The sequence below is a fragment of the Metabacillus sp. RB-C-LZQ-3-1 genome, assembly GCF_058315175.1.
In genome coordinates this window covers 44,444-65,422 of the sequence record NZ_JBZFLI010000011.1, presented here as the reverse complement: position 1 = coordinate 65,422, position 20,979 = coordinate 44,444, and the positions used below count along the sequence as shown (strand labels likewise).

At 37.9% G+C, this 20,979-nt stretch carries 15 protein-coding genes; 1 reads left to right on the top strand and 14 read right to left on the bottom strand.

Annotated elements, in window-relative coordinates; translation table 11 throughout:
* Positions 1–462: 462 nt before the first annotated feature.
* The 4 genes from rho to AC4GZ8_RS17190 all read right to left on the bottom strand — a co-directional run bounded on the left by rho (position 463) and on the right by AC4GZ8_RS17190 (position 5,637).
* The gene (gene rho / locus AC4GZ8_RS17205; RefSeq protein ID WP_491083123.1) at positions 463–1,734 is read right to left on the bottom strand and encodes a transcription termination factor Rho; all 1,272 of its coding nucleotides are present in this window, start codon (positions 1,732–1,734) and stop codon (positions 463–465) included.
* A 334-nt stretch (positions 1,735–2,068) separates the two neighbouring features.
* Positions 2,069–3,358 (bottom strand): UDP-N-acetylglucosamine 1-carboxyvinyltransferase, encoded by a 1,290-nt coding sequence (gene murA / locus AC4GZ8_RS17200; protein WP_491083122.1) that lies wholly within the window; start codon positions 3,356–3,358, stop codon positions 2,069–2,071.
* Positions 3,359–4,139: 781 nt separating this feature from the next.
* Positions 4,140–4,997, bottom strand: a complete 858-nt coding sequence (locus tag AC4GZ8_RS17195; protein ID WP_491083121.1) for a class II fructose-bisphosphate aldolase — start codon at positions 4,995–4,997, stop codon at positions 4,140–4,142.
* 265 nt (positions 4,998–5,262) lie between these two features.
* Positions 5,263–5,637, bottom strand: coding sequence for a response regulator (locus tag AC4GZ8_RS17190; protein WP_216775118.1), 375 nt, complete (start codon positions 5,635–5,637; stop codon positions 5,263–5,265).
* 327 nt (positions 5,638–5,964) lie between these two features.
* Between AC4GZ8_RS17190 and AC4GZ8_RS17185 the strand changes: the two genes are divergently transcribed.
* Entirely contained in the window at positions 5,965–6,504 is a 540-nt protein-coding gene (locus tag AC4GZ8_RS17185) for a DUF2529 family protein (protein ID WP_491083120.1), read from the top strand.
* Positions 6,505–6,570: 66 nt separating this feature from the next.
* On the opposite strand, the gene AC4GZ8_RS17180 is transcribed toward AC4GZ8_RS17185, so the two are convergent.
* The 10 genes from AC4GZ8_RS17180 to AC4GZ8_RS17135 form a co-directional block, all read right to left on the bottom strand.
* A complete protein-coding gene (locus AC4GZ8_RS17180; RefSeq protein ID WP_491083119.1) occupies positions 6,571–6,963 on the bottom strand; it encodes a hypothetical protein in 393 nt (130 codons plus the stop codon).
* 204 nt (positions 6,964–7,167) lie between these two features.
* Positions 7,168–7,827 (bottom strand): class D sortase, encoded by a 660-nt coding sequence (locus tag AC4GZ8_RS17175; protein ID WP_491083118.1) that lies wholly within the window; start codon positions 7,825–7,827, stop codon positions 7,168–7,170.
* Positions 7,828–9,018 carry a processed acidic surface protein gene (locus AC4GZ8_RS17170; protein WP_491083117.1) on the bottom strand — a complete coding sequence of 397 codons (1,191 nt, stop codon included), beginning with the start codon at positions 9,016–9,018 and terminating at the stop codon, positions 7,828–7,830.
* Positions 9,019–9,256: 238 nt separating this feature from the next.
* Positions 9,257–10,930, bottom strand: a complete 1,674-nt coding sequence (locus AC4GZ8_RS17165; RefSeq protein ID WP_491083116.1) for a pectate lyase family protein — start codon at positions 10,928–10,930, stop codon at positions 9,257–9,259.
* A 448-nt stretch (positions 10,931–11,378) separates the two neighbouring features.
* Entirely contained in the window at positions 11,379–12,389 is a 1,011-nt protein-coding gene (locus AC4GZ8_RS17160; protein ID WP_491083115.1) for a LacI family DNA-binding transcriptional regulator, read from the bottom strand.
* Positions 12,390–12,783: 394 nt separating this feature from the next.
* Positions 12,784–14,391 (bottom strand): CTP synthase, encoded by a 1,608-nt coding sequence (gene pyrG / locus AC4GZ8_RS17155; protein WP_491083114.1) that lies wholly within the window; start codon positions 14,389–14,391, stop codon positions 12,784–12,786.
* Positions 14,392–14,758: 367 nt separating this feature from the next.
* Positions 14,759–15,313, bottom strand: a complete 555-nt coding sequence (gene rpoE / locus AC4GZ8_RS17150) for a DNA-directed RNA polymerase subunit delta (protein ID WP_491083113.1) — start codon at positions 15,311–15,313, stop codon at positions 14,759–14,761.
* A 537-nt stretch (positions 15,314–15,850) separates the two neighbouring features.
* Positions 15,851–19,111, bottom strand: coding sequence for a fused isobutyryl-CoA mutase/GTPase IcmF (icmF, locus tag AC4GZ8_RS17145; RefSeq protein WP_491083112.1), 3,261 nt, complete (start codon positions 19,109–19,111; stop codon positions 15,851–15,853).
* Entirely contained in the window at positions 19,112–19,756 is a 645-nt protein-coding gene (locus tag AC4GZ8_RS17140; RefSeq protein ID WP_491083111.1) for a TetR/AcrR family transcriptional regulator, read from the bottom strand.
* Positions 19,757–19,829: 73 nt separating this feature from the next.
* Complete coding sequence (locus AC4GZ8_RS17135) at positions 19,830–20,969, bottom strand: acyl-CoA dehydrogenase (RefSeq protein WP_491083110.1); 1,140 nt, start codon at positions 20,967–20,969, stop codon at positions 19,830–19,832.
* Between the last annotated feature and the right edge of the window lie 10 nt (positions 20,970–20,979).

Sequence of the window (20,979 nt, the reverse complement as noted above, 5' to 3'; positions counted from 1 at the left end):
GAGTGATGAAGACCTTTTCTCTTTTGCCGCGAACCACTTTTGGTTTTCATTCATGCTATGAAGACCTTTTCTCTTTCTCCGCGAACTACTTTTGGTTCTCATTCATGCGATGAAGACCTTTTCTCTCTCTCAACGAACTACTTTTGGTCCTCATTCATGCTATGAAGACCTTTTCTCCTTTGCCGCGAATTACTTTTGGTCCTCATTCATGCGATGAAACCTTTTCTCTTTCTCCACGAACCAACTTTGGTCCTCATTCATGCGATGAAGACCTTTTCTCTTTCTCCACGACCAACTTTTGATCTTCATTCATGCGATGAAAACCTTCCCGCTTTCTCCTCGACCACCTTTACGTCTTCATTCAACCATTTTAAGAATGCTGCCTTTTTTAAAAACCAAAATGCCCTTCATATAATTATGAAGGACATTTTAGATATCTCTATAACTTATTAGTTCTCAATCTTAGCGATTACGAGTACCCTTCATTTCTGCATCTAAATTACTGAAGAATTCCTCGTTTGATTTTGTTTGGCGAAGCTTGCGAAGGAATTTTTCAACGAAATCAGGTGTGTCTGTCATGGACTTGCGAATTGCCCATAGTTTTTCAAGGTGATCTTTAGGAATAAGAAGCTCTTCCTTACGAGTTCCTGAACGACGGATGTCAATGGCAGGGAAAATACGTTTCTCTGCTAATGAGCGATCAAGGTGAAGCTCCATATTACCTGTTCCTTTGAATTCTTCGTAAATGACATCATCCATACGTGAGCCTGTATCAACTAAAGCAGTTGCAAGGATGGTTAAGCTTCCACCTTCTTCGATATTACGCGCAGCACCGAAGAAACGCTTTGGACGGTGGAATGCTGCAGGATCAATACCACCAGATAGTGTACGGCCGCTTGGAGGAATAACCAAGTTATAGGCACGTGCTAAACGCGTGATACTATCCATCAAAATAATAACGTCTTTCTTATGTTCCACTAATCTCATCGCTCGTTCAAGAACAAGCTCTGCAACCTTAATGTGGTTTTCTGGCACTTCATCGAATGTTGAGCTTACAACATCTCCAGCAACTGAGCGTTCGATATCCGTTACTTCCTCTGGTCTTTCATCGATTAATAGAACGATAAGTTCTGCTTCTGGATTGTTTGTTGTAATACTGTTGGCAATTTCTTTTAATAGCATCGTTTTACCCGCTTTAGGCGGTGCCACAATAAGACCACGTTGTCCAAAACCAACAGGAGCAATGAGGTCCATGATTCTAGTAGATAAATAATTTGGTTTTGTTTCTAGAAAAATTTGTCTATCTGGATATAGAGGAGTTAGTGCTGGGAAGTGAACACGTTCCTTAGCTGTTTCTGGATCTTCCCCATTTACAGCTTCTACATGTAATAAACCATAATAGCGTTCGTTTTCTTTAGGAGGTCGTACCTTTCCTGAAACCTTATCGCCATTTCGCAGATCGAAACGTCTAATTTGGGAAGCCGAAATATAAATATCCTCTGAGCTAGGAGAATAATTGATTGGTCTTAAGAAACCAAATCCTTCAGATTGGATAATTTCTAAGACTCCTTCCATAAACAATAAATCCTCTTGCTCAGCATTTGCTTTTAGGATTGCAAAAATTAACTCTTTTTTTGTTAGCTTGCTGTAGTAAGATACCTTATATTGACGTGCAAGCTCATATAATTCTTTCAATTTCAAATGTTCTAATGAAGAAATTGAAACCTGACTCATAAAAACACCACTCTTTTTCAATTTTCAATTCTAATATACTTTTCACCTATCAATGTTCAAACTCAATTCAAATTTGAGAACTTGTCTAATAGTAAATGCTATCTTTTGCACTAACGAAGAGAAAAACTAGTACGTTTTGGATAGAGAAGGAAATGAAGGTGAGCTTGAAGTAGTTTTTGTAGTATTCACTCAATGCAGCACTCTTTATTTTTACCCTATTTCAAAGATTTAATCAATCATTTTTGGAAATTCAACTAAATAGAAAGAGGCAAAAGGTGAAGAAACCATAATAGAAATCAAGGATAGAGCTATCCTTGATTTCCCTATTCTAGCTTTAAGAATTTTGCAGCTGTTCAATTTCTTTTTCCGTCATTTTTTCACGCCAAATGGTTGCGCCAAGTCCTGTTAGTTTTTCTTCTAACTGACTGTATCCTCGGTCGATATGTTCTAATCCCGTGATCTCGGTGATCCCATCTGCCATTAAGCCTGCACATACTAATGCAGCCCCTGCACGCAAGTCACTAGCCTTTACTTTTGCCCCCTGAAGCTTCGTCGGGCCAGAAACGATAGCAGAGCGTCCTTCTACCTTTATTGTTGCTCCCATTCTTCTGAGCTCATCAATATGTTTAAATCGCGCAGAATAAATGGTATCTGTCACAACACTTGTTCCTGTTGCTTTTGTTAGCAAAGATGTAAAAGGCTGCTGAAGATCTGTTGGAAAGCCCGGATAGACAAGTGTTTTAATATCTACTGCTTTTAATTCTTTTTGTCCGCCAACAATCAGTATTTGGTCATTGCTTGTTTCAATATGCATTCCCATTTCCCTAAGCTTGGCGATTAATGATTCTAAGTGCAATGGAATGACATTATCAATCATCACTTCTCTTCCCATTGCAGCCCCCATAATCATATATGTACCAGCTTCAATGCGATCAGGGATAATCGAGTGACGGCAACCGTGCAGCTTCTCGACACCATCAATTCGAATCACATCCGTACCAGCACCTTTTATTTTCGCTCCCATACTCGTAAGCAAGGTAGCTACATCAATAATTTCAGGTTCCTTTGCGGCATTCTCAATGATTGTTCTTCCCTTTGCTAAGACAGCAGCAAGCATAATATTAATCGTTGCTCCCACGCTTACCACATCTAAATATATACGAGCGCCTTTGAGCTCATCTGCCCGTAGGTAGATCGCTCCTTGTTCATTGGTAATTTGTGCACCTAGTGCCTCAAATCCTTTAATATGCTGATCAATGGGACGAGGTCCTAAATGACAGCCACCAGGAAGGCCAATAACAGCTTTTTTAAATCGGCCAAGCATTGCCCCCATTAAATAATATGAGGCTCTAAGCTTTTTCACTTTTCCATTTGGTAAAGGCATTGAAATCATAGAAGATGGATCCACCATCATTTCATTGTTTTTCAATTCTACCTTTCCGCCAATTTCCTCTAATAAATCGCCTAAAATATTGACATCAGAAATGTTTGGCAGTCCCTCAATTGTGACAGGAGATTCAGCGAGTATGGTCGCTGGAATGAGGGCAACTGCACTATTCTTTGCTCCACTAATTGAAACAGTTCCATTTAGTAAATCGCCACCGGCAACTTTTAATTTTTCCATGTTAGTCTCCCTTCTAAGAAGTTGACTTTCCGGAAAGAACATCAAGGGCGAAGTTTTTGCACACAGGTAAGAAGTATACAAATTTGTACTTAGTTTGAGTATCCAGCGCCTAGCCCCGAAGTACAGGATGTGTACGTGCAGTTACAGCGACAGGACGTCGCGTTTGTAACTGCCTCTAGGGTCTTGCCACAAATGAATTGAAGATAAAGAACGTCTTCTATTCATTTGCGTCTTATTTGCCCGAGGCTGACCATGGCGCTTGCGCTTTTCTTATTATGTATACGTTCACACGTCCATCATGTTTTCCGAATTTAAACATCTTGTCAACATTAATTCCGAATTTAAGATCAAGCTGTTTATCTATTTTATTGCCCTTAATTCTTCTGTAAATACATAAGAATTATACTTATGTACTAATTTTGGCAAAATGAATCATACCATCCTCCTATTATTAAACCATCTATTAGGCGGGACAACAATGTTTTACTATTAAGAAATGCGACATTTCCTCTTGTTATACGTTTGGTTTTCGGTTATCAATTGTAGAAGATTAAAAAAACCCTTAAATTACTTTGTGGATATTCATTTTGAAGATTTATTAGCAGGACTAAAATTGAAAACGGACAAGCACAAGCGAGTCCGTCCAACTATTATTCTATCAAGATTAGTCTTCTAGGTAAAGAATTAGGAGGATGTATAGATTATTGTTAGCGCTTTCTTAATATTCAGAATATAACCGCCTTTAATAAGAAAGGCGGCTATAAAGTTATCCATGATAGGATTAAGCTTTATTAGAAGAACCGAATTCACGCATTTTACCGATAACAGTTTCTTTAATAGCGTCACGAGCTGGTCCTAAGTATTTACGTGGATCGTATTCGTTTGGCTTCGCAGCTAACACTTCACGTACTACTTTTGCAGAAGCAATTTGGTTCTCAGTGTTAACATTGATTTTCGCTGTACCGAAAGAAATAGCTTTTTGGATATCTTTTGTTGGGATACCAGTACCACCGTGTAATACTAATGGCATGTTTGTAAGATTCGCAATTTCTTCCATTTCTTTGTATCCTAAGTTTGGCTCGCCTTTGTATGGTCCGTGAACAGAACCAAGTGCTGGTGCTAGGCAATCAATACCAGTACGTTTTACTAGCTCATTACATTCTTGTGGATCAGCATAGATTACGCCTTCTGCTACAACGTCATCTTCTTGTCCACCAACAGTTCCAAGCTCAGCTTCTACAGATACACCTTTTGCATGAGCGTACTCAACAACCTTAGCAGTTGTTTCAACATTCTCTTCAAATGGGTGGTGTGAAGCATCGATCATAACAGATGTAAATCCTGCATCAATTGCTTCTTTACATTTTTCAAAGCTTGAACCATGATCAAGATGAATCGCTACAGGAACAGTGATATTGTAGTCTTCGATAAGACCTTCTACCATTTTAACAACTGTTTTGAAGCCGCCGATGTAACGTCCAGCACCTTCAGATACACCAAGAATAACTGGTGAGTTTTCTTCTTGAGCTGCTTGCAGAATTGCTTGAGTGAACTCAAGGTTATTGATGTTAAATTGACCTACTGCATATCCTGCGTCTTTTGCTTTGTTAAGCATTTCTGTCATTGAAACTAAAGGCATGTCGAAAATCCTCCTAATTGACCTTATTTAGACCTTATTTTCTTATACAGAAAAGTATATCATACCTAGCATGACCAAATAATTCCCTTATATGTAAACTTCGCATGATCACTTTTCACATCTTATAGCATACCAATATCTTCACAAAACGGCAACAATTCGACATATATTTGAGTAATATAATGTTACGGGGTTTGACAAAATCAAACGTGCTTCATTTATACTAAACCTTTACCTATAAGGTTTTCCCCTGCATATAAGTGGATTAGTTCGCTTTAAGTGGTAAATATTTCTTTACCGCATCTCTGATCTCATCGATATCAAAAGGCTTTGCGAAATGTGTAAGTGCCCCTAAGTCTTTTGCTTCTTGGATCATATCCAGCTCGCCATAAGCTGTCATGATGATCACACGGATATCTTGATCAACAACCTTCATTCGTTTTAAAATTTCAATACCGTCCATTCCAGGTATTTTCATATCAAGCAATACTAAATCTGGTGAGTGATTTTCCACAATCTCTAACGCTTGAAATCCATTTGCTGCTTGAAATGTTTGATATCCTTCTTTTTGAAATACCTCATTTAATAAAATACGAATTCCATACTGATCATCCACAATTAAGATCTTTTCTTTTAGCATCCTGCATACTCCTCTAATGTTTTATAGTTAATCTAATATAAATAGAAAAAAAGCTTAAAACTCCCGCTCAACAATCACTCCATTACTCATAACGAAAGGTAAATTTTTTACCTACTTGCGCAATCTACATAACTAATTCGTCTCAAACCTTTTTTTCCCTGCATGTTTTCTTTTTCTTTTCTCGACAATTTCTGACCGTATTGTCATATTATAGACTTTTCTTTATCGATTTAAGCTTATCATAAAAGCGATACTTCAATACTATTGACTTTCTTCTCTACCTTATTATCGCTATAATATACGATACATGAAAGGAGATTGTCTCTTATGATGAAAATATTTACAACACAATTAACAGGTCATTTCAACCGGATCTTAGACCAAGAGGAATTTTCTATAGAGGATAGTGCGAGGCTATTGGCTCAAGCGTTTATGGGTGAAGGAACACTATATATTTATGGACACAATGAGTTACATAGCATTGCGATAGAAGCAAAGAACAGTAGTGAGCCACTGCTTCGAACTGAAGCGCTACTTGACGAAAATGGCAAAATGAAAGAACTGGCTCAAGCAGACCGAGTTCTCCTTTTTTCATACCGTTCAACAGACTCTAATGCTATTTCACTTGCAAAACAGCTAGCAGATATGGGTATTCCAACTGTTGGGGTATCTGCCATTGTGAAGGGAGAAGCTGCAGGATTAGAGGCAGTAACAGATTTTCATATTGATACAAAATTACGTCAACCGCTAATTCCCGGTGATGATGGTCAAAGATACGGCTATCCTGCACTGATGACAGCTTTATATGTGTATTATTCTCTAAAGTTTACAATAAATGAAATTTTAAGTGAATATGACGAGGAGTAAAGTGACAAAAAGTGAATAACCCTGTTCTAAAAATTTAGGACAGGGTTAACCTATTTTCTCCAGTGTTTACTTGGTTGATAAGTATTTTACATAAATAGCTTGGGAAGTATTTATTGTTTTGCAGCCTTCTAAATCTTCTTCATGTAGCAGTCCTAGTTGGATGGCTGATTTTATTTTCCCTTCATCAGGCTTTTTTTCTATAAGATCGAGCAAATTTAACTCTTCAAGCCTTTTTACGGTCTGTTGCTGTTGAAATTTCACTGTATTTCTTATTTGTCTTTGCAATTTGTAATCCCGCAGGACCATTTCTCCTTTAACGTTTTTACCCACCGACAAATCAAAATATTCATTAAAAGCTCTCTTCAATTCATCAATTTCTGTTTCGACTTCTTTTTTCTTATGCTGAAGTTCGAGAAAATGAGCTAGCATCTCTCTTGTGATGACAGTTTCATTCGCCAACCTTATCCCCTCATTTCACAGATGATAGTTCATCTTATTGTGAAATAAAGTAAGATATTCACAAAAGAACAAATGTTCTTAATTTTATTTTATTCTTTCATGCAAAGCGACGATTTTAGGCTATCCCCACAGTTCCGGCGGTTCATTCGCAACGCTTTATTTCGAAGAGTGATACTTGCGTTCAAATCTCTTTGGTGATGAACTTTAAAGTTTTGATGAAATTAGATCTGCGACGAGGATATAGCGCTCTGGTGATGCCCCGATAAAATCAAACGGGTAGCATGTAGATACAGTTAGTGTTGCTCTTGGTTTCGGCACAATGACTGTTCGGTCGTCCTTGTCAACAATACGTACCTTCTTCACTTTATACGTAAATTCTCCTGCAGATGTTTTAACAACTAAAAGGTCGCCTTTTCCCACTTCACCAAGCTTTCGAAACACTGTATCGCGATGCCCTGATAGGACGGAATTATCTTTTTCACCAGGCAGAACACTACCTGCGAAATGTCCCACTCCTTTTTCCAGTTCTTCTTCAGCTGTTCCGTGATAGATTGGTAGCTTTGCCTCTAATTTTGGAATAATAAGCTCCCCAATATTTTCACCCTTTTCAGGACGTTCAGGGTAAAGAGGTTTCTGCTCTTGCTCTTTAATTTGTTCCTTCTCAATAGTCTCATTCAAATCTGACTTTACTTTATTATTCTCAGCATCAACTTGACCTGTTTTAAAAAGAAGATATCCTTTTAAAAAAGTATAAGCATTTGTACTGCCAAACCACAATCCAAACAAAATAAACGAAACAGATATAGAAAGAAGAAGCAAACGTTTTGGGCGTCTGCTCCTCTTGCTTTTTCTTGTCCTTCTCATTTATGAAATTCCTTTAGCTTTTAAACGTCGGAACATAGCAAAACCAACTAAAACAAGTGCAAGTCCAGCTATAGCATTTCTAGCATGGTCAGAAGCTGTCTTTGGCAGCTTGCCTCCTTTGACTGTTTTGACAGATGGTTTCACTGCCTTTGGTCCTTCAGATACGTTTTGATTCTTTGTTACAATTTCCTCTGCTTGCTTAATGTCTTTTCCCGTTTCCTTTATTAATTCGGAGCCAAACATGTCGGCTGTTAACAGGATATCAGCAAGAAACTCGCCTTGTTTGTTATATATTTCAATTAATAGATCATAACCGTTTGTAGTATCCATTGTCATCAAAGTTTCAAATGACACTGCTTGTTTTTCACCATCTTTAACAAGATAATACTTTGTTTCTATTTGGAAAAGATCAAGCATGTCACTAAAAATATCAAAAAGCTCTGCGATTTGTTTTGCAGATAGTTCTTCAGCAGATTCAAAATCCTCAAACGCCATCATTCTATCGCTAAGCTCGATCAGTTTTTCTAAAAAAGCAGGATCTTCAAAATCGAGCGTTTCAAGATGAGCAAACAGGTTTTCAACTTCCTTATCAGTTAGACCTATCTCTGTAAAAAGCCCATAAATTTCGTCTAAATACTCGTCACCGTTTACATAAAAGTCAACAGTCAACTCTAGATCTTCAATATATTCATAGTTTTCAATAGAATCGTCATTTTCATTTAAAAACTGTTCAAGATCTTCTTTTGAGTCAAAGCCATATTCATCAAGAAGAATCTGAAGGTTTTCTTCATCAATTGGAGTTCCTTCCATGTCATTTAAATAAAAATCTACATATTCAAAAAGTTCTTCTTCAAAAATAATGTATGTTCCATCTAATACATCCTGACCTTCTTCAATATCACCATATTCGACAAGAAGCTCATTTAACTCATCACGGGTCAATTCAAATCTCTCAAGTACAGGTTGAATAGATTTTTCCATAAGAGGGGTTCCAAGCTGATCAATAGACTCAAAATCTTTTAAATACCATTCTTTACTTTCAATATAATTGATATATTCTTGCTTGTCCCAGCCAATACCCTTTAAAAACTTTTCAAATTCAGGTTCGTTCGACTCAATTGCAAAAGTTGAAACAGGTAAAAGTCCAAATCCAAGTAAAACAGCCAAAAGCACCGATAATAAACGCTTCATTCCTTTTCCCCCTAAGATTATTTATATAATATCTAGAATATTATAATTCTTAAGGTCGTATTTAGATATAGAATTTTTTGTAGATTTTTAGAAAAATTTTAATAATTTGTAAATCACCAAGACCTAATATATAAAAAGTCAAAAAAAGGGCGAAACATATTAAGCAAACTAATATGTTCCACCCTTTTCCTCGTTATTCAATAAACACTCCCGCTCGCTAAACAGAAAAAATCTCTAGTCATTCTTCCATTCTCTTAGAACGATAATCAGTTTTTAACCAATCTATTGGACTCAAATTCACTTTGTTTACCCCTGCATAGTTTGTAAGTGTTGTCACGACACTATTTAATGGCAGTACATGATAGTTATATGGTAACTCCTCGTTAAAATCATAGCCAATAGTAAATGGATCAGTCGGCGGATTCATTTTACTCATATTCTCGCTTCCCACAATATGTGAAGACCATGCCCAATTTCCTATCGTAGATTTGTCATACCATGTAAATCCTTTATTAAATAGATTTTCTCCATTATTGTCCCAGCTGCTACCTGTATAATCTCCGTATTTATTTGTTATGCGGGAGTTAACAATTAAATTTCTGTTATAGGCGCTTTGAAATAGCTCAGCCCATTGTTCATCCATGTTTTTAGTATCTAATCCTTGAATTTCAGCACCTGTAATTGGCTCGTTAATATCATGGAATACACAGGTATCTGCTGCAATAGAAGCTCCATTTCTTGCATTAAGTGCCCGTGACAGAGTATCAGTTCCGTATTCAGCAATAGCACTTACATTTTCTAATACATCATAATGAGTTGAGTTATCAAGATAACAGTTGTACATATGACCCGTACCTTGACGAATCATTGGTATTCTCTGCCCGATATTGGTATAACGGTTATAGGCCAGCGTTATACGGATTCTTTGATTGCCATCCTTTATTTCCGTACCACTACTGCTCACATAATTCATATAGTCTTTATCTCCTGAACCACTTAAATGCACCTTGCTGTGGTAGGCAGCATATGCCATGATCTGCTCTTTGGTCGCACCGCCTTTGCGCATGCTATAATATACACTCTCGGAATTAAGCTCATTTGAAGCATACTTCCCTTCCATATACTGGATCGATTGATAAATATCACTATCTTCTGGCGGATTTTCATTTGCAGGTAATCCGAATTCAGACCAAGAGATGGTAATATTAGAACCACCATTCTCTGTATCAATTAATCCATCTGCTGCAATAGTGAATTTACAGTGGTCAATCCATACATTATTTGCCCCATTTATTTTAATAAATGTCCAGCCTACTTCCTTATGTTTTCCAGTGTCATCCCATTGCCACATTCCATCAAAATTTAGATTTCTTATCACAATATCATTCGTTGATCTTTGTAATTTAAATTCAGCACTTCTAATGGTTTTCCCTTTTTTTGAAAAGATCGTTAGCCCATCCACATTATTTATATCTAGTTGTGAAACACCGGACGTTGCTAACTTCGGATTTGTAAATCCGTTCATAGGATCCCGATAATTTCTTATAAACCGATATTTTTTGGCTTCTTCTGAACTTAAATTTAATGCCTTCCACCCTAAGTTTAGATCTTTCGCCACTTCTATTACTTTCACACGGCCATTTTCAGCATCCAAAATAGCCTGCAAAAACTCTCTTTCCGTTTTAACCTGACGATAATAAGGAGTATCAATGTAACGGCTTCGGTCATTTACCCCAGATGATGCATAACCTGTTACGGAAAGATAACTATTGTCATAGTCCTTAAAACTTCTTGTTGTATTTGGTATAGAATCAATTTCTGTTGCATGTACTAATGAATTCATCCCAAATAATAACGATGATGTAAAAAATGATATAACTACTAGACAGATTATGGTGCTTTTAAATTTCAACATATTACCCCCTCTTAAAGTTTTTAGCACTGGTTTCCTAAATAATATCAATCCTCATCTCTTTCTCTCATCACACCACCTCCTTAAAAAAGACCGGTGTCTCACCTCGTTGAAAACACTTTCATTTTTTAGAACAATTGAAAGGGAAGCAGTTACGAAGATATATGCAGTTTGTAACATTTTTCCCCACTATCGATCACTACTTTTCAACGCAAGGAATTCTTATAAGAGAAATCATATCCAAGATGCTTTTTAAGGTATATAATCAGTTTCTTAGAAATAAGAAAAAGGACTTACACATTAGTATAAAAAGAAACGAAATGAGCATGTTTCATAAGTATGATTATGTCGATATATCTAATCCATAAGAACTGCAGGTAGCCATAGGTTCATAAATCCCCATTATTTTCCACAATAAAAAGATCAGCCCATGATGAGCTGACCTCCTTTACTTTTCACTAGATTCCCTTATGATCAGTTCAGTATCAATAAAAACAGGTTTTAAGTCTGTTTTTCCATGAATTAAATCGTTTAACATACGGGCTGCCAGTTTTCCTAATTGCTCTTTATTTTGTTTAACTGTTGATAGATTCGGGCTGCTGTAACGGCAGGCATCTATATCATCACAACCAATGACTGAGATATCTTCTGGAACTTTTAATCCCTTCTCTTTAATCGCCTTAATTGCACCGAACGCCATTAAATCAGAAGTTGCAAAAACTGCTTTTGGATATGTAGATGTCTCTAGCATTTCTTTCATGGCATTATAGCCGCTTTCTTCCTTGAAGTCACCATACTTCAACCAGCCCGGATGAATGCTGAGACCTAGTTGATTCATGGCTTCTTTAAAGCCCTTTTCACGAAGCTCGGTAATAGGAAAATGTTCTCTTCCTCCAATAATTCCAATATCCTGAATTCCTTGTGCATAAAAGTGTTGAACAACTTTCTTGGCAAGATTCACATTATCACTCATAACATAGCTTGCTTTAGGTCCTTGTAACTCCAGGTCAATACCTAAACAAGGAACATCTTCCCTTACAAGTTCGTAAATTGCATCTTCAATTTCCTCACCTGCAATAATGACACAACCATCAACGTTGAAATGGCGGCATCTTGCTAAATAACTCTCATGGCTTTTTGAAAATTGTTCATTCGAAAACATGATAATGTCGTAGCCTAGTAATCCAATCGCTTTTTTAAAGGATGTGACAACTTCATTAAAAAAGGGATGGGTGAAATCGACATTCACTTTTCCAGCATAGATGAGACCTATTAGATTTGATTTTTTCGTTGCTAGAGCTTTTGCAAAGAAGGTTGGCTGATAACCTGTTTCATTGATGATATCCATGACCTTTTTCCTTGTGCTCTCACTAATACCACTATAGTTATTGATGATTTTCGATACAGTTCCTGGAGAAACCCCAGCCATATTTGCAATATCTTTAATCGTTAGATTCATCGTATACCTCTATTTGTATTCACCATTGTTTTTTTCTAGCTACTTTTAACATTACTATGAATTTTCATATAATTCAATTCACTTTTATGCCCTTATAGAAATGATATATTAGAATATTATTCTTCTATTGACCTACATTGTTTTTGCTATAAAAACAATATTTCTTTTAGAAAGGTTGTTTTCGCATACTTTTTGTTTTTTAAAAATGTTAAATATAAAATTTGTTCGTTCCATTGCGCTCCAGACACAAGGTTTGCCGGGGAGGAAGCTGAGCCTCCTCGGCTTGCGGGGCAGTCAAGTGCCTTCCGCTCTATCACGAAAACAGCTTTAGAAAAAATAAAAAACTACCCTCAAATCACTTTTAAAAGTAAGTGAAGGTAGTTTTTGCTTTGTTTTATAATTTTTCTGCTGCTGTTAGTGACGCGCGAACGAAGTCACGGAATAGCGGTTGTGGTCTAGTTGGTCTAGATGTGAATTCCGGGTGGAATTGTGAAGCCACAAACCACGGATGGTCTTTAAGCTCTACGATTTCTACTAAACGTCCGTCCGGAGTTGTTCCAGAGAAGACAAATCCAGCATCTTCCATCGCCTGACGGTATTCGTTATTGAATTCATAGCGGTGACGGTGACGTTCATAGATCACCTCATCTTGATATGCTTCAAATGCACGAGTCCCTTCTTGAAGCTTACTTGGAGATAAACCAAGACGCAGTGTTCCACCTAAATCTTCAATATCCTTTTGCTCTGGCAGAAGATCGATAACAGGGTATTTAGTATCTGGATCAATTTCAGATGAATTCGCACCTTCTAATCCTAAAACATTACGTGCATATTCAATTGACGCTACTTGCATACCTAAGCAAATTCCTAAGAATGGTACTTTGTTTTCACGTGCATATGTTGTAGCAAGGATTTTCCCTTCTACGCCACGATCGCCAAATCCGCCAGGTACTAAAATACCATCAACATCTGAAAGCTCTTCTGTTACGGTTTCTTTTGTTAACTTTTCAGCATTTACCCATTTGATTTCAATATCTGAGTCAAATGCATAACCTGCATGGCGTAATGCTTCAACAACAGAAATATAGGCATCTTGAAGTTCAACATATTTACCAACAAGACCAATTTTCGTTGTTTTAGAAAGGTTTGTTACACGCTGTACAAGCTCTTTCCATTCTGTCATATCCGCTTCATTACAGTTAAGTTTTAAATGGTTACAAACAATTGTATCAAGGTTTTGCGCTTGCAGATCTAATGGAATAGAGTAAAGAGTTTCCGCATCACGGCATTCAATAACCGCGTTTGTATCAATGTCACAGAATAATGCGATTTTGTCTTTCATGTCCTGAGAAATTGGCATTTCTGTACGAACAACGATGATATTTGGCTGAATTCCCAAGCTGCGTAATTCTTTTACACTATGTTGTGTTGGTTTTGTTTTCAATTCACCAGCAGCTTTGATATAAGGTACAAGCGTACAGTGAATGTACATCACATTATCACGGCCGATATCACTCTTAATTTGGCGAATCGCTTCAAGGAATGGAAGTGACTCAATATCACCTACTGTCCCGCCAATCTCAGTGATAACAACATCTGCGCCTGTTTCTTTTCCTGCACGGAAAACACGCTCTTTAATTTCATTTGTAATGTGCGGAATAACCTGAACAGTTCCTCCAAGATAATCTCCGCGACGCTCTTTCTTTAAGACAGTTGAATAAATTCTTCCTGTTGTCACGTTGTTAAATTTAGTTAAATTTACATCAATAAAACGCTCATAGTGACCTAAGTCTAAGTCAGTCTCAGCGCCGTCACCTGTTACAAACACTTCCCCATGCTGATATGGACTCATTGTCCCTGGGTCAACATTTATGTAAGGATCAAATTTCTGAATCGTTACACTCATGCCACGGTTTTTTAATAATCTTCCTAGTGATGCAGCGGTGATCCCTTTTCCTAGAGATGACACAACGCCACCTGTTACAAAAATATACTTTGTCATGGTCTTCCCCCTCAGAAGCTTGTATGTTTTTATTTTGTGCAAAAGATGAAAAAATCATTTAATAACATAAAAGTGGATACAATTTGGAGTTCATCTGATAAAAAGCTTGTCCCAAATCACATCTACTATATAGAAGCTTTCATATTAGAAAATCACGACTTACCGCCAAGAATGGAGGAAGTCGATGTCTTTTCTTATACTTTAATCCTTTAATAAAGTTAAATATTCTTAAAGTATAAAATAAGAAAGCTCCCTTCCAAAACATTTGAAAGGGAGCTGTAATTGTGTAATTGATAAAACAATTGCTTTTTAAGAGCCCAAAATAGATTCTACCTAGTTAGAAAAAGAAAGTCAAGACGAATTCTTTTTATTTTTCTTCTTCATCCAAGTCGTCAAAATCTTCGTCTTCTTCTTCGTCATCTAGATCATAGTCCTCATCATCGTCAATGAGATCGTCATCTTCTAGATCATCATCTGTATCATCTAAATCATCGAAATCTTCATCTTCTTCGTCTTCATCGTCCGTGTCATCGAAGTCATCTAGAACATCATAGTCTAGGTCTTCTTCAAGCTCATCGTATACATCATCTAGATCTTCATCATCATCCGTTTTCTTAGCCTTTTTCTTCTTCGGCTTAGCGACTGGGACAATTTCTTCTTCGATTTGCTCATATGGGTACCATGTACGCAGTCCCCACATATTTTCTCCTACACAAATAAAACGTCCATCGATGTTAATATCTGTATAGAATTGGGCGATTTTATCCTCGACTTGTTGTTGCGTTAATCCTAGTAAACCTTTTATTTCTTCTACTAATTCACTGAATACATAAGGTTTTTTGCTTTCTTCAAATAGCTCATATGCTACTTCAACCATTGCCATTTCTTTTATTTGCTCGTCAGTTAATTGTTTTAGACTCAAGTTCCGGCACTCCCTTTCAAGGTCATCATTATCTATCGGCTAATTTCTTATTCCTTTCCATATAGGATAAGAAGCCATTTTAAAGTAAAAATCTATGTACAAAATAAACCTAACAAATCATACCATTCATTATAAACAATTTCTAGCGCTTTATGCCACCTTTACATTTAAAAATTTGGTTGTTTTCAACTTGTCTATTTTCGTTAATTTTATTTCCCGAAATAATTTGTATTGCGGTGGTTGATTGCAGCTCCAGGATACTCGCTTTCCGCGGGGTGGGTGGTGAGCCTCCTCAGCGCTAACGCTTGCGGGGTCTCACCTGTCCCGCTGCTCCCGCAGGAGTCTCGCACCTTCCGCTCCATTCCACTAACGTTTTTTTAAAATTAGTATTCAATAGGAAAAGAGCCTTTAGTAAATTGTACGATATTAACTGATATAAAAAGAAGTATTACTACAAAACATTCGACATCGCATATTTACCCCTGAGATTTTACAACTAGAAAAGAAACCGATGCTGACCGGTTTCTCTGTTTGCTTTTACATATTTCGTCTGTATTGTCCGCCAACTTCGTATAGGGCTTGTGTGATTTGTCCGAGGCTTGCGACTTTGACTGTTTCCATTAGTTCGGCAAAGATATTTCCGTTATGAATCGCTGTATGTTTTAATTTTTCTAATGCTTCACTTACCTCATGTTCATGTGCTTGTTGGAATGCTTGGAGGTTTTGAATTTGTGTTTCTTTTTCCTCTTTTGATGCACGTGCAAGCTCCATCGTATCCATCATTTCTTCAGATGGAGGATTAGGGTTTAAGTAGGTGTTAACTCCAATAATTGGAAGCTCTCCGGTATGCTTTTTCATTTCATAGTACATGGATTCATCCTGGATTTTTCCGCGTTGATACTGGGTTTCCATCGCCCCAAGTACTCCCCCGCGTTCATTGATTCGGTCGAATTCCTTTAAGACCGCTTCTTCCACCAAATCAGTTAATTCTTCTATAATAAACGAACCTTGAAGAGGGTTTTCATTTTTTGTTAATCCGTGTTCTTTTGTAATAATCATCTGGATCGCCATCGCGCGGCGAACAGATTCTTCTGTTGGCGTTGTAATGGCTTCATCGTAAGCATTGGTGTGCAGAGAATTGCAATTATCATGAAGAGCCATCAATGCCTGAAGTGTTGTGCGAATATCATTAAAATCAATTTCTTGTGCATGAAGAGAGCGCCCGGATGTTTGGACATGATACTTTAATTTTTGACTTCGTTCATTTGCGCCATATTTGTCTCTCATCACTGTCGCCCAAATTCTTCGTGCTACACGTCCGATTACTGTGTATTCAGGATCTAACCCATTGCTAAAGAAGAAAGACAGATTTGGAGCAAATGAATCAATATCCATTCCTCTGCTCAAGTAATATTCTACATACGTAAATCCGTTAGAAAGCGTAAAGGCGAGTTGAGAAATAGGATTTGCCCCAGCTTCTGCAATATGATAGCCGGAGATCGACACGGAATAATAATTTCTCACTTTATGATCGATAAAATACTGCTGAATATCTCCCATTAGCCTTAAGGCAAATTCCGTTGAAAAAATACATGTATTTTGTCCTTGATCTTCTTTTAAAATATCAGCCTGAACGGTTCCTCTTACGGTTTGGAGCGTGTAGGCCTTTACTTCATCTAGCTCTTGAGCTGTTAATAGACGACCTAATTCCGCTTCCTTCTTTTTCACCTGCTGATCAATCGCCGTGTTCATAAACATCGCCAAAATAATTGGGGCAGGACCGTTAATTGTCATCGATACTGAGGTGGATGGCGCACAAAGGTCAAAGCCTTCATATAGCTTTTTCATATCCTCAAGCGTACATACACTTACACCGCTTTCTCCGATTTTCCCATAAATATCAGGTCGGTAGGCAGGATCCTCTCCATATAAAGTAACAGAATCAAAGGCAGTACTCAGACGTTTTGCCGTATCATCTTTTGATAAATAATGAAAACGGCGATTTGTCCGTGCTGGAGTTCCTTCTCCAGCGAATTGACGCTTAGGATCTTCCCCTTCACGTTTAAAAGGGAAAACACCTGCTGTAAAAGGAAAAGCCCCCGGAACGTTTTCTTTATATAACCACACCAAAATATCGCCATCGTTTCTGTATTTTGGTAATGAAACTTTCGGAATAGACAATCCAGAAAGAGATGTAGTACGTAGCTTTGTTACAATTTCCTTATTGCGGATCACGGTTGTGAATTCATTTTGGGCATATTTTTCCCGCAATCTTGGCCAATTCGATAATAATTCCTTTGAATATGGTGTCAGCTGGTGCTCAAGTTTTTCTTGAAGAGCTTGTAAAGATGTTATAACCTGTTCATTCTGTTCATGCTCCCTTAAAGCTTCCAGAGCTCCTTTCACTTGGAAAAGCTTTGTTGCAATCTCTGATTGCTTTTCTGCTTGGAGATGATAGTTTCTTACTGTTTCACTAATTTCTCTTAAATAATATCTTCGCTCCGGCGGGATGATGACGTTTTGTTTTTCGACCTCTTTGACAACTGGTAAAGTCGTTTGCCAATTCAAGCCCGTCTTTTCATTGATTAACTCTAAAAGTCTGGCAAATAAAGTATTTGTTCCGAGATCATTAAACTGACTTGCAATCGTGCCATAAACAGGCATTTCATCAAGACTTTTATCAAATAACATCCGGCTGCGTTGATATTGCTTTTGCACTTGACGCTTCGCATCCTCTGAGCCTTTTCGTTCAAATTTATTAATGACGACTAGGTCTGCATAATCGAGCATATCGATCTTTTCTAATTGAGATGGTGCTCCAAATTCACTTGTCATCACATACATGGAAAGATCACAGATCTCGGCTATCTCCGCATCACCTTGCCCGATTCCACTCGTTTCTACAATCACTAGGTCAAACCCTGCTGATTTCACGATGGAAATCGCATCATGAATAGCGAGTGAAAGCTCTGACTTTGACTGACGAGTTGCTAAGCTTCTCATGAACACCTTTGGTGAAAAAATGGCATTCATTCGAATTCGGTCTCCTAGCAAAGCTCCCCCTGTTTTTTGCTTTGTAGGATCTACGGATAAAACAGCAATCCGAATATCTTCGATTTCATTTAGAAATCGTCTAATTAATTCATCTGTTAGCGAGCTTTTTCCTGCTCCACCCGTCCCTGTGATTCCAAGTACAGGTATCTGCTTTTGTTCTGAGATCATTTCCTGGAAAATAGGTTCTACTTTTTCAGGTAATGATTGCTGTGAAATTTTTGCCTCTGCATAGGAAATCAGCTTTGCAACAGTTTTCGTATCACCAGTTCTGAGCTGGTCAATTTCGATATCATCATTTCCTACGGTTGAAAAATCACATTCCTTTAACATGTAATTAATCATTCCCTGTAAGCCTAGCTCCCGCCCGTCTTCAGGTGAAAAAATCTTTGCGATTCCGTACTCGTGGAGCTCTTTTATTTCTCTGGGAATAATGACGCCGCCACCGCCGCCAAAAAGACGGATATGCCCTGCTCCTTTTTCCTGGAGCAAATCATACATGTATTTAAAAAATTCAACATGTCCTCCTTGATAAGAAGAAATCGCAATTCCTTGGACATCCTCCTGAATAGCAGCAGATACAATTTCTTCTACGGAACGATTATGTCCTAAATGAATCACTTCTGCTCCACTTGCTTGTAAAATCCGACGCATAATGTTGATGGATGCATCGTGTCCATCAAATAAGCTGGATGCTGTGACAAATCGAATCGCATGTGCCGGTTTATACACTTCTGTAACTGCCATCTAATCACCTCTTTGTTCGTTTGATTTCTCTCCTACCCCTTGTAAAATCACCTTTGTTTGCAGCTCAATATATTCCTCAATCGTATATATTTTCTGGAGTGCCCACCTTCGAAACCCCCACATTTGTCCTTGAACAAAAATATTGTGCGCGATTAGTTCTGATTCTTTTTCTGAAAGAGTCAGTTCTCCATTTCTGACACAGCTATCAATAATGTTTTTAAACATTTCAACCATTTCGATTTCCTTTTTTAACACATATGGAAGTGCATCTTTTGATAGAGATTTCGCTTCCTGGTACATGACAAGGACTTCATCCTGCATGTCATCCATTACTTTGAAATAATTTCTTATTGCCTGCTTTAAGCTTTCAATAGTTCCTTTTTTTGTATCAAGATCTTGTTCAAGCCTGATGTGAACTTGATCATAAATTCGGTCACAGACCAAGTACAGCACATCCTCTTTTGTGCGGATATACTCATATAATGTGCCGATACTAAAGCCTGCAGCTCGAGCAATTTCTCTTGTTGTCGTACGATGAAATCCTTTTTCTTTAAAAAGAGTGACCGCTCCCTTGATCATTTGCTCCCTTCGTTTTTCAATAAGTTTTTCATCCTTCACAGATGCGACAACTTCTCGTTTTTTCATCTACGTTTCCCACCTAACATAGATACCTCAGACTGCTTCAAACAGTGTTGTAGCCTAGAGGAATAACTTTTTCCTATTTTGTTAGCATTCTAGAAATAACCAGTCGTTGGATTTCCTGAGTTCCTTCATAGATTTGAGTGATTTTTGCATCTCTCATGTAGCGTTCAACAGGGTAATCCTTTGTATAGCCGTAACCTCCAAATACTTGGACAGCCTCTGTTGTGACTTTCATCGCTGTATCTCCTGCAAAAAGCTTTGACATCGCAGATTCTTTTCCATAAGGCATGCCCTCTGATTCAAGCCATGCAGCTTGATAGGTTAGTAGGCGCGCGGCTTCAATATTCGTTGCCATATCGGCAAGCTTGAAGCTAATCCCCTGCTGTGCAGCAATAGGCTTGCCGAATTGTTCCCTTTCCTTTGCATAGGCAACCGCTGCATCTAGTGCGCCTTGAGCGATTCCTACCGCCTGAGCTGCGATTCCATTTCTGCCGCCATCTAATGTCATCATCGCAATTTTGAAGCCTTCCCCAATTTGACCTAATATGTTCTCCTTCGGGACTTTACATTCTTCAAAGATAATTTCTGTTGTCGGTGATGAACGAATGCCCAGCTTGCTTTCTTTTTTTCCAATCGAAAAACCTTCAAAGTCTTTTTCGATGATAAACGCGGTTGTGCCTTTATGTTTACTTGATGGGTCTGTTATGGCAAAAACGATATAAAGATCAGCGATTCCTCCGTTGGTAATGAAAATTTTTGACCCGTTTAACACGTAGTGGTCTCCTTCTTCTCTTGCATGTGTGCGCATACCGCCAGCATCAGATCCTGAACCGGGCTCTGTTAATCCATATGCACCAATTTTTTCTCCGAGTGCCATCGGTGTTAAATATTTCTGTTTTTGCTCCTCTGTGCCAAACTTATATAACGGCCACCCCGCTAAGGACGTGTGGGCAGACAAGGTTACACCTGTTGATGCACATACCCTTGAAAGTTCCTCAACCGCAATGACATAGGCCAAATAGTCACTGCCGATTCCGCCATACTCCTCAGGCCAAGGGATTCCTGTTAACCCTAACTTCGCCATTTTCTTAAAAATGTTCATATCAAATCTTTCTTGTTCATCGCGTTCAGCTGCTGTTGGTTCAACTTCTTTTTTGGCAAAATCCCGAACCGTTTTTCTTAACATCTCATGCTCATCTGACAGCTTAAAGTACATCTTGTTCTCC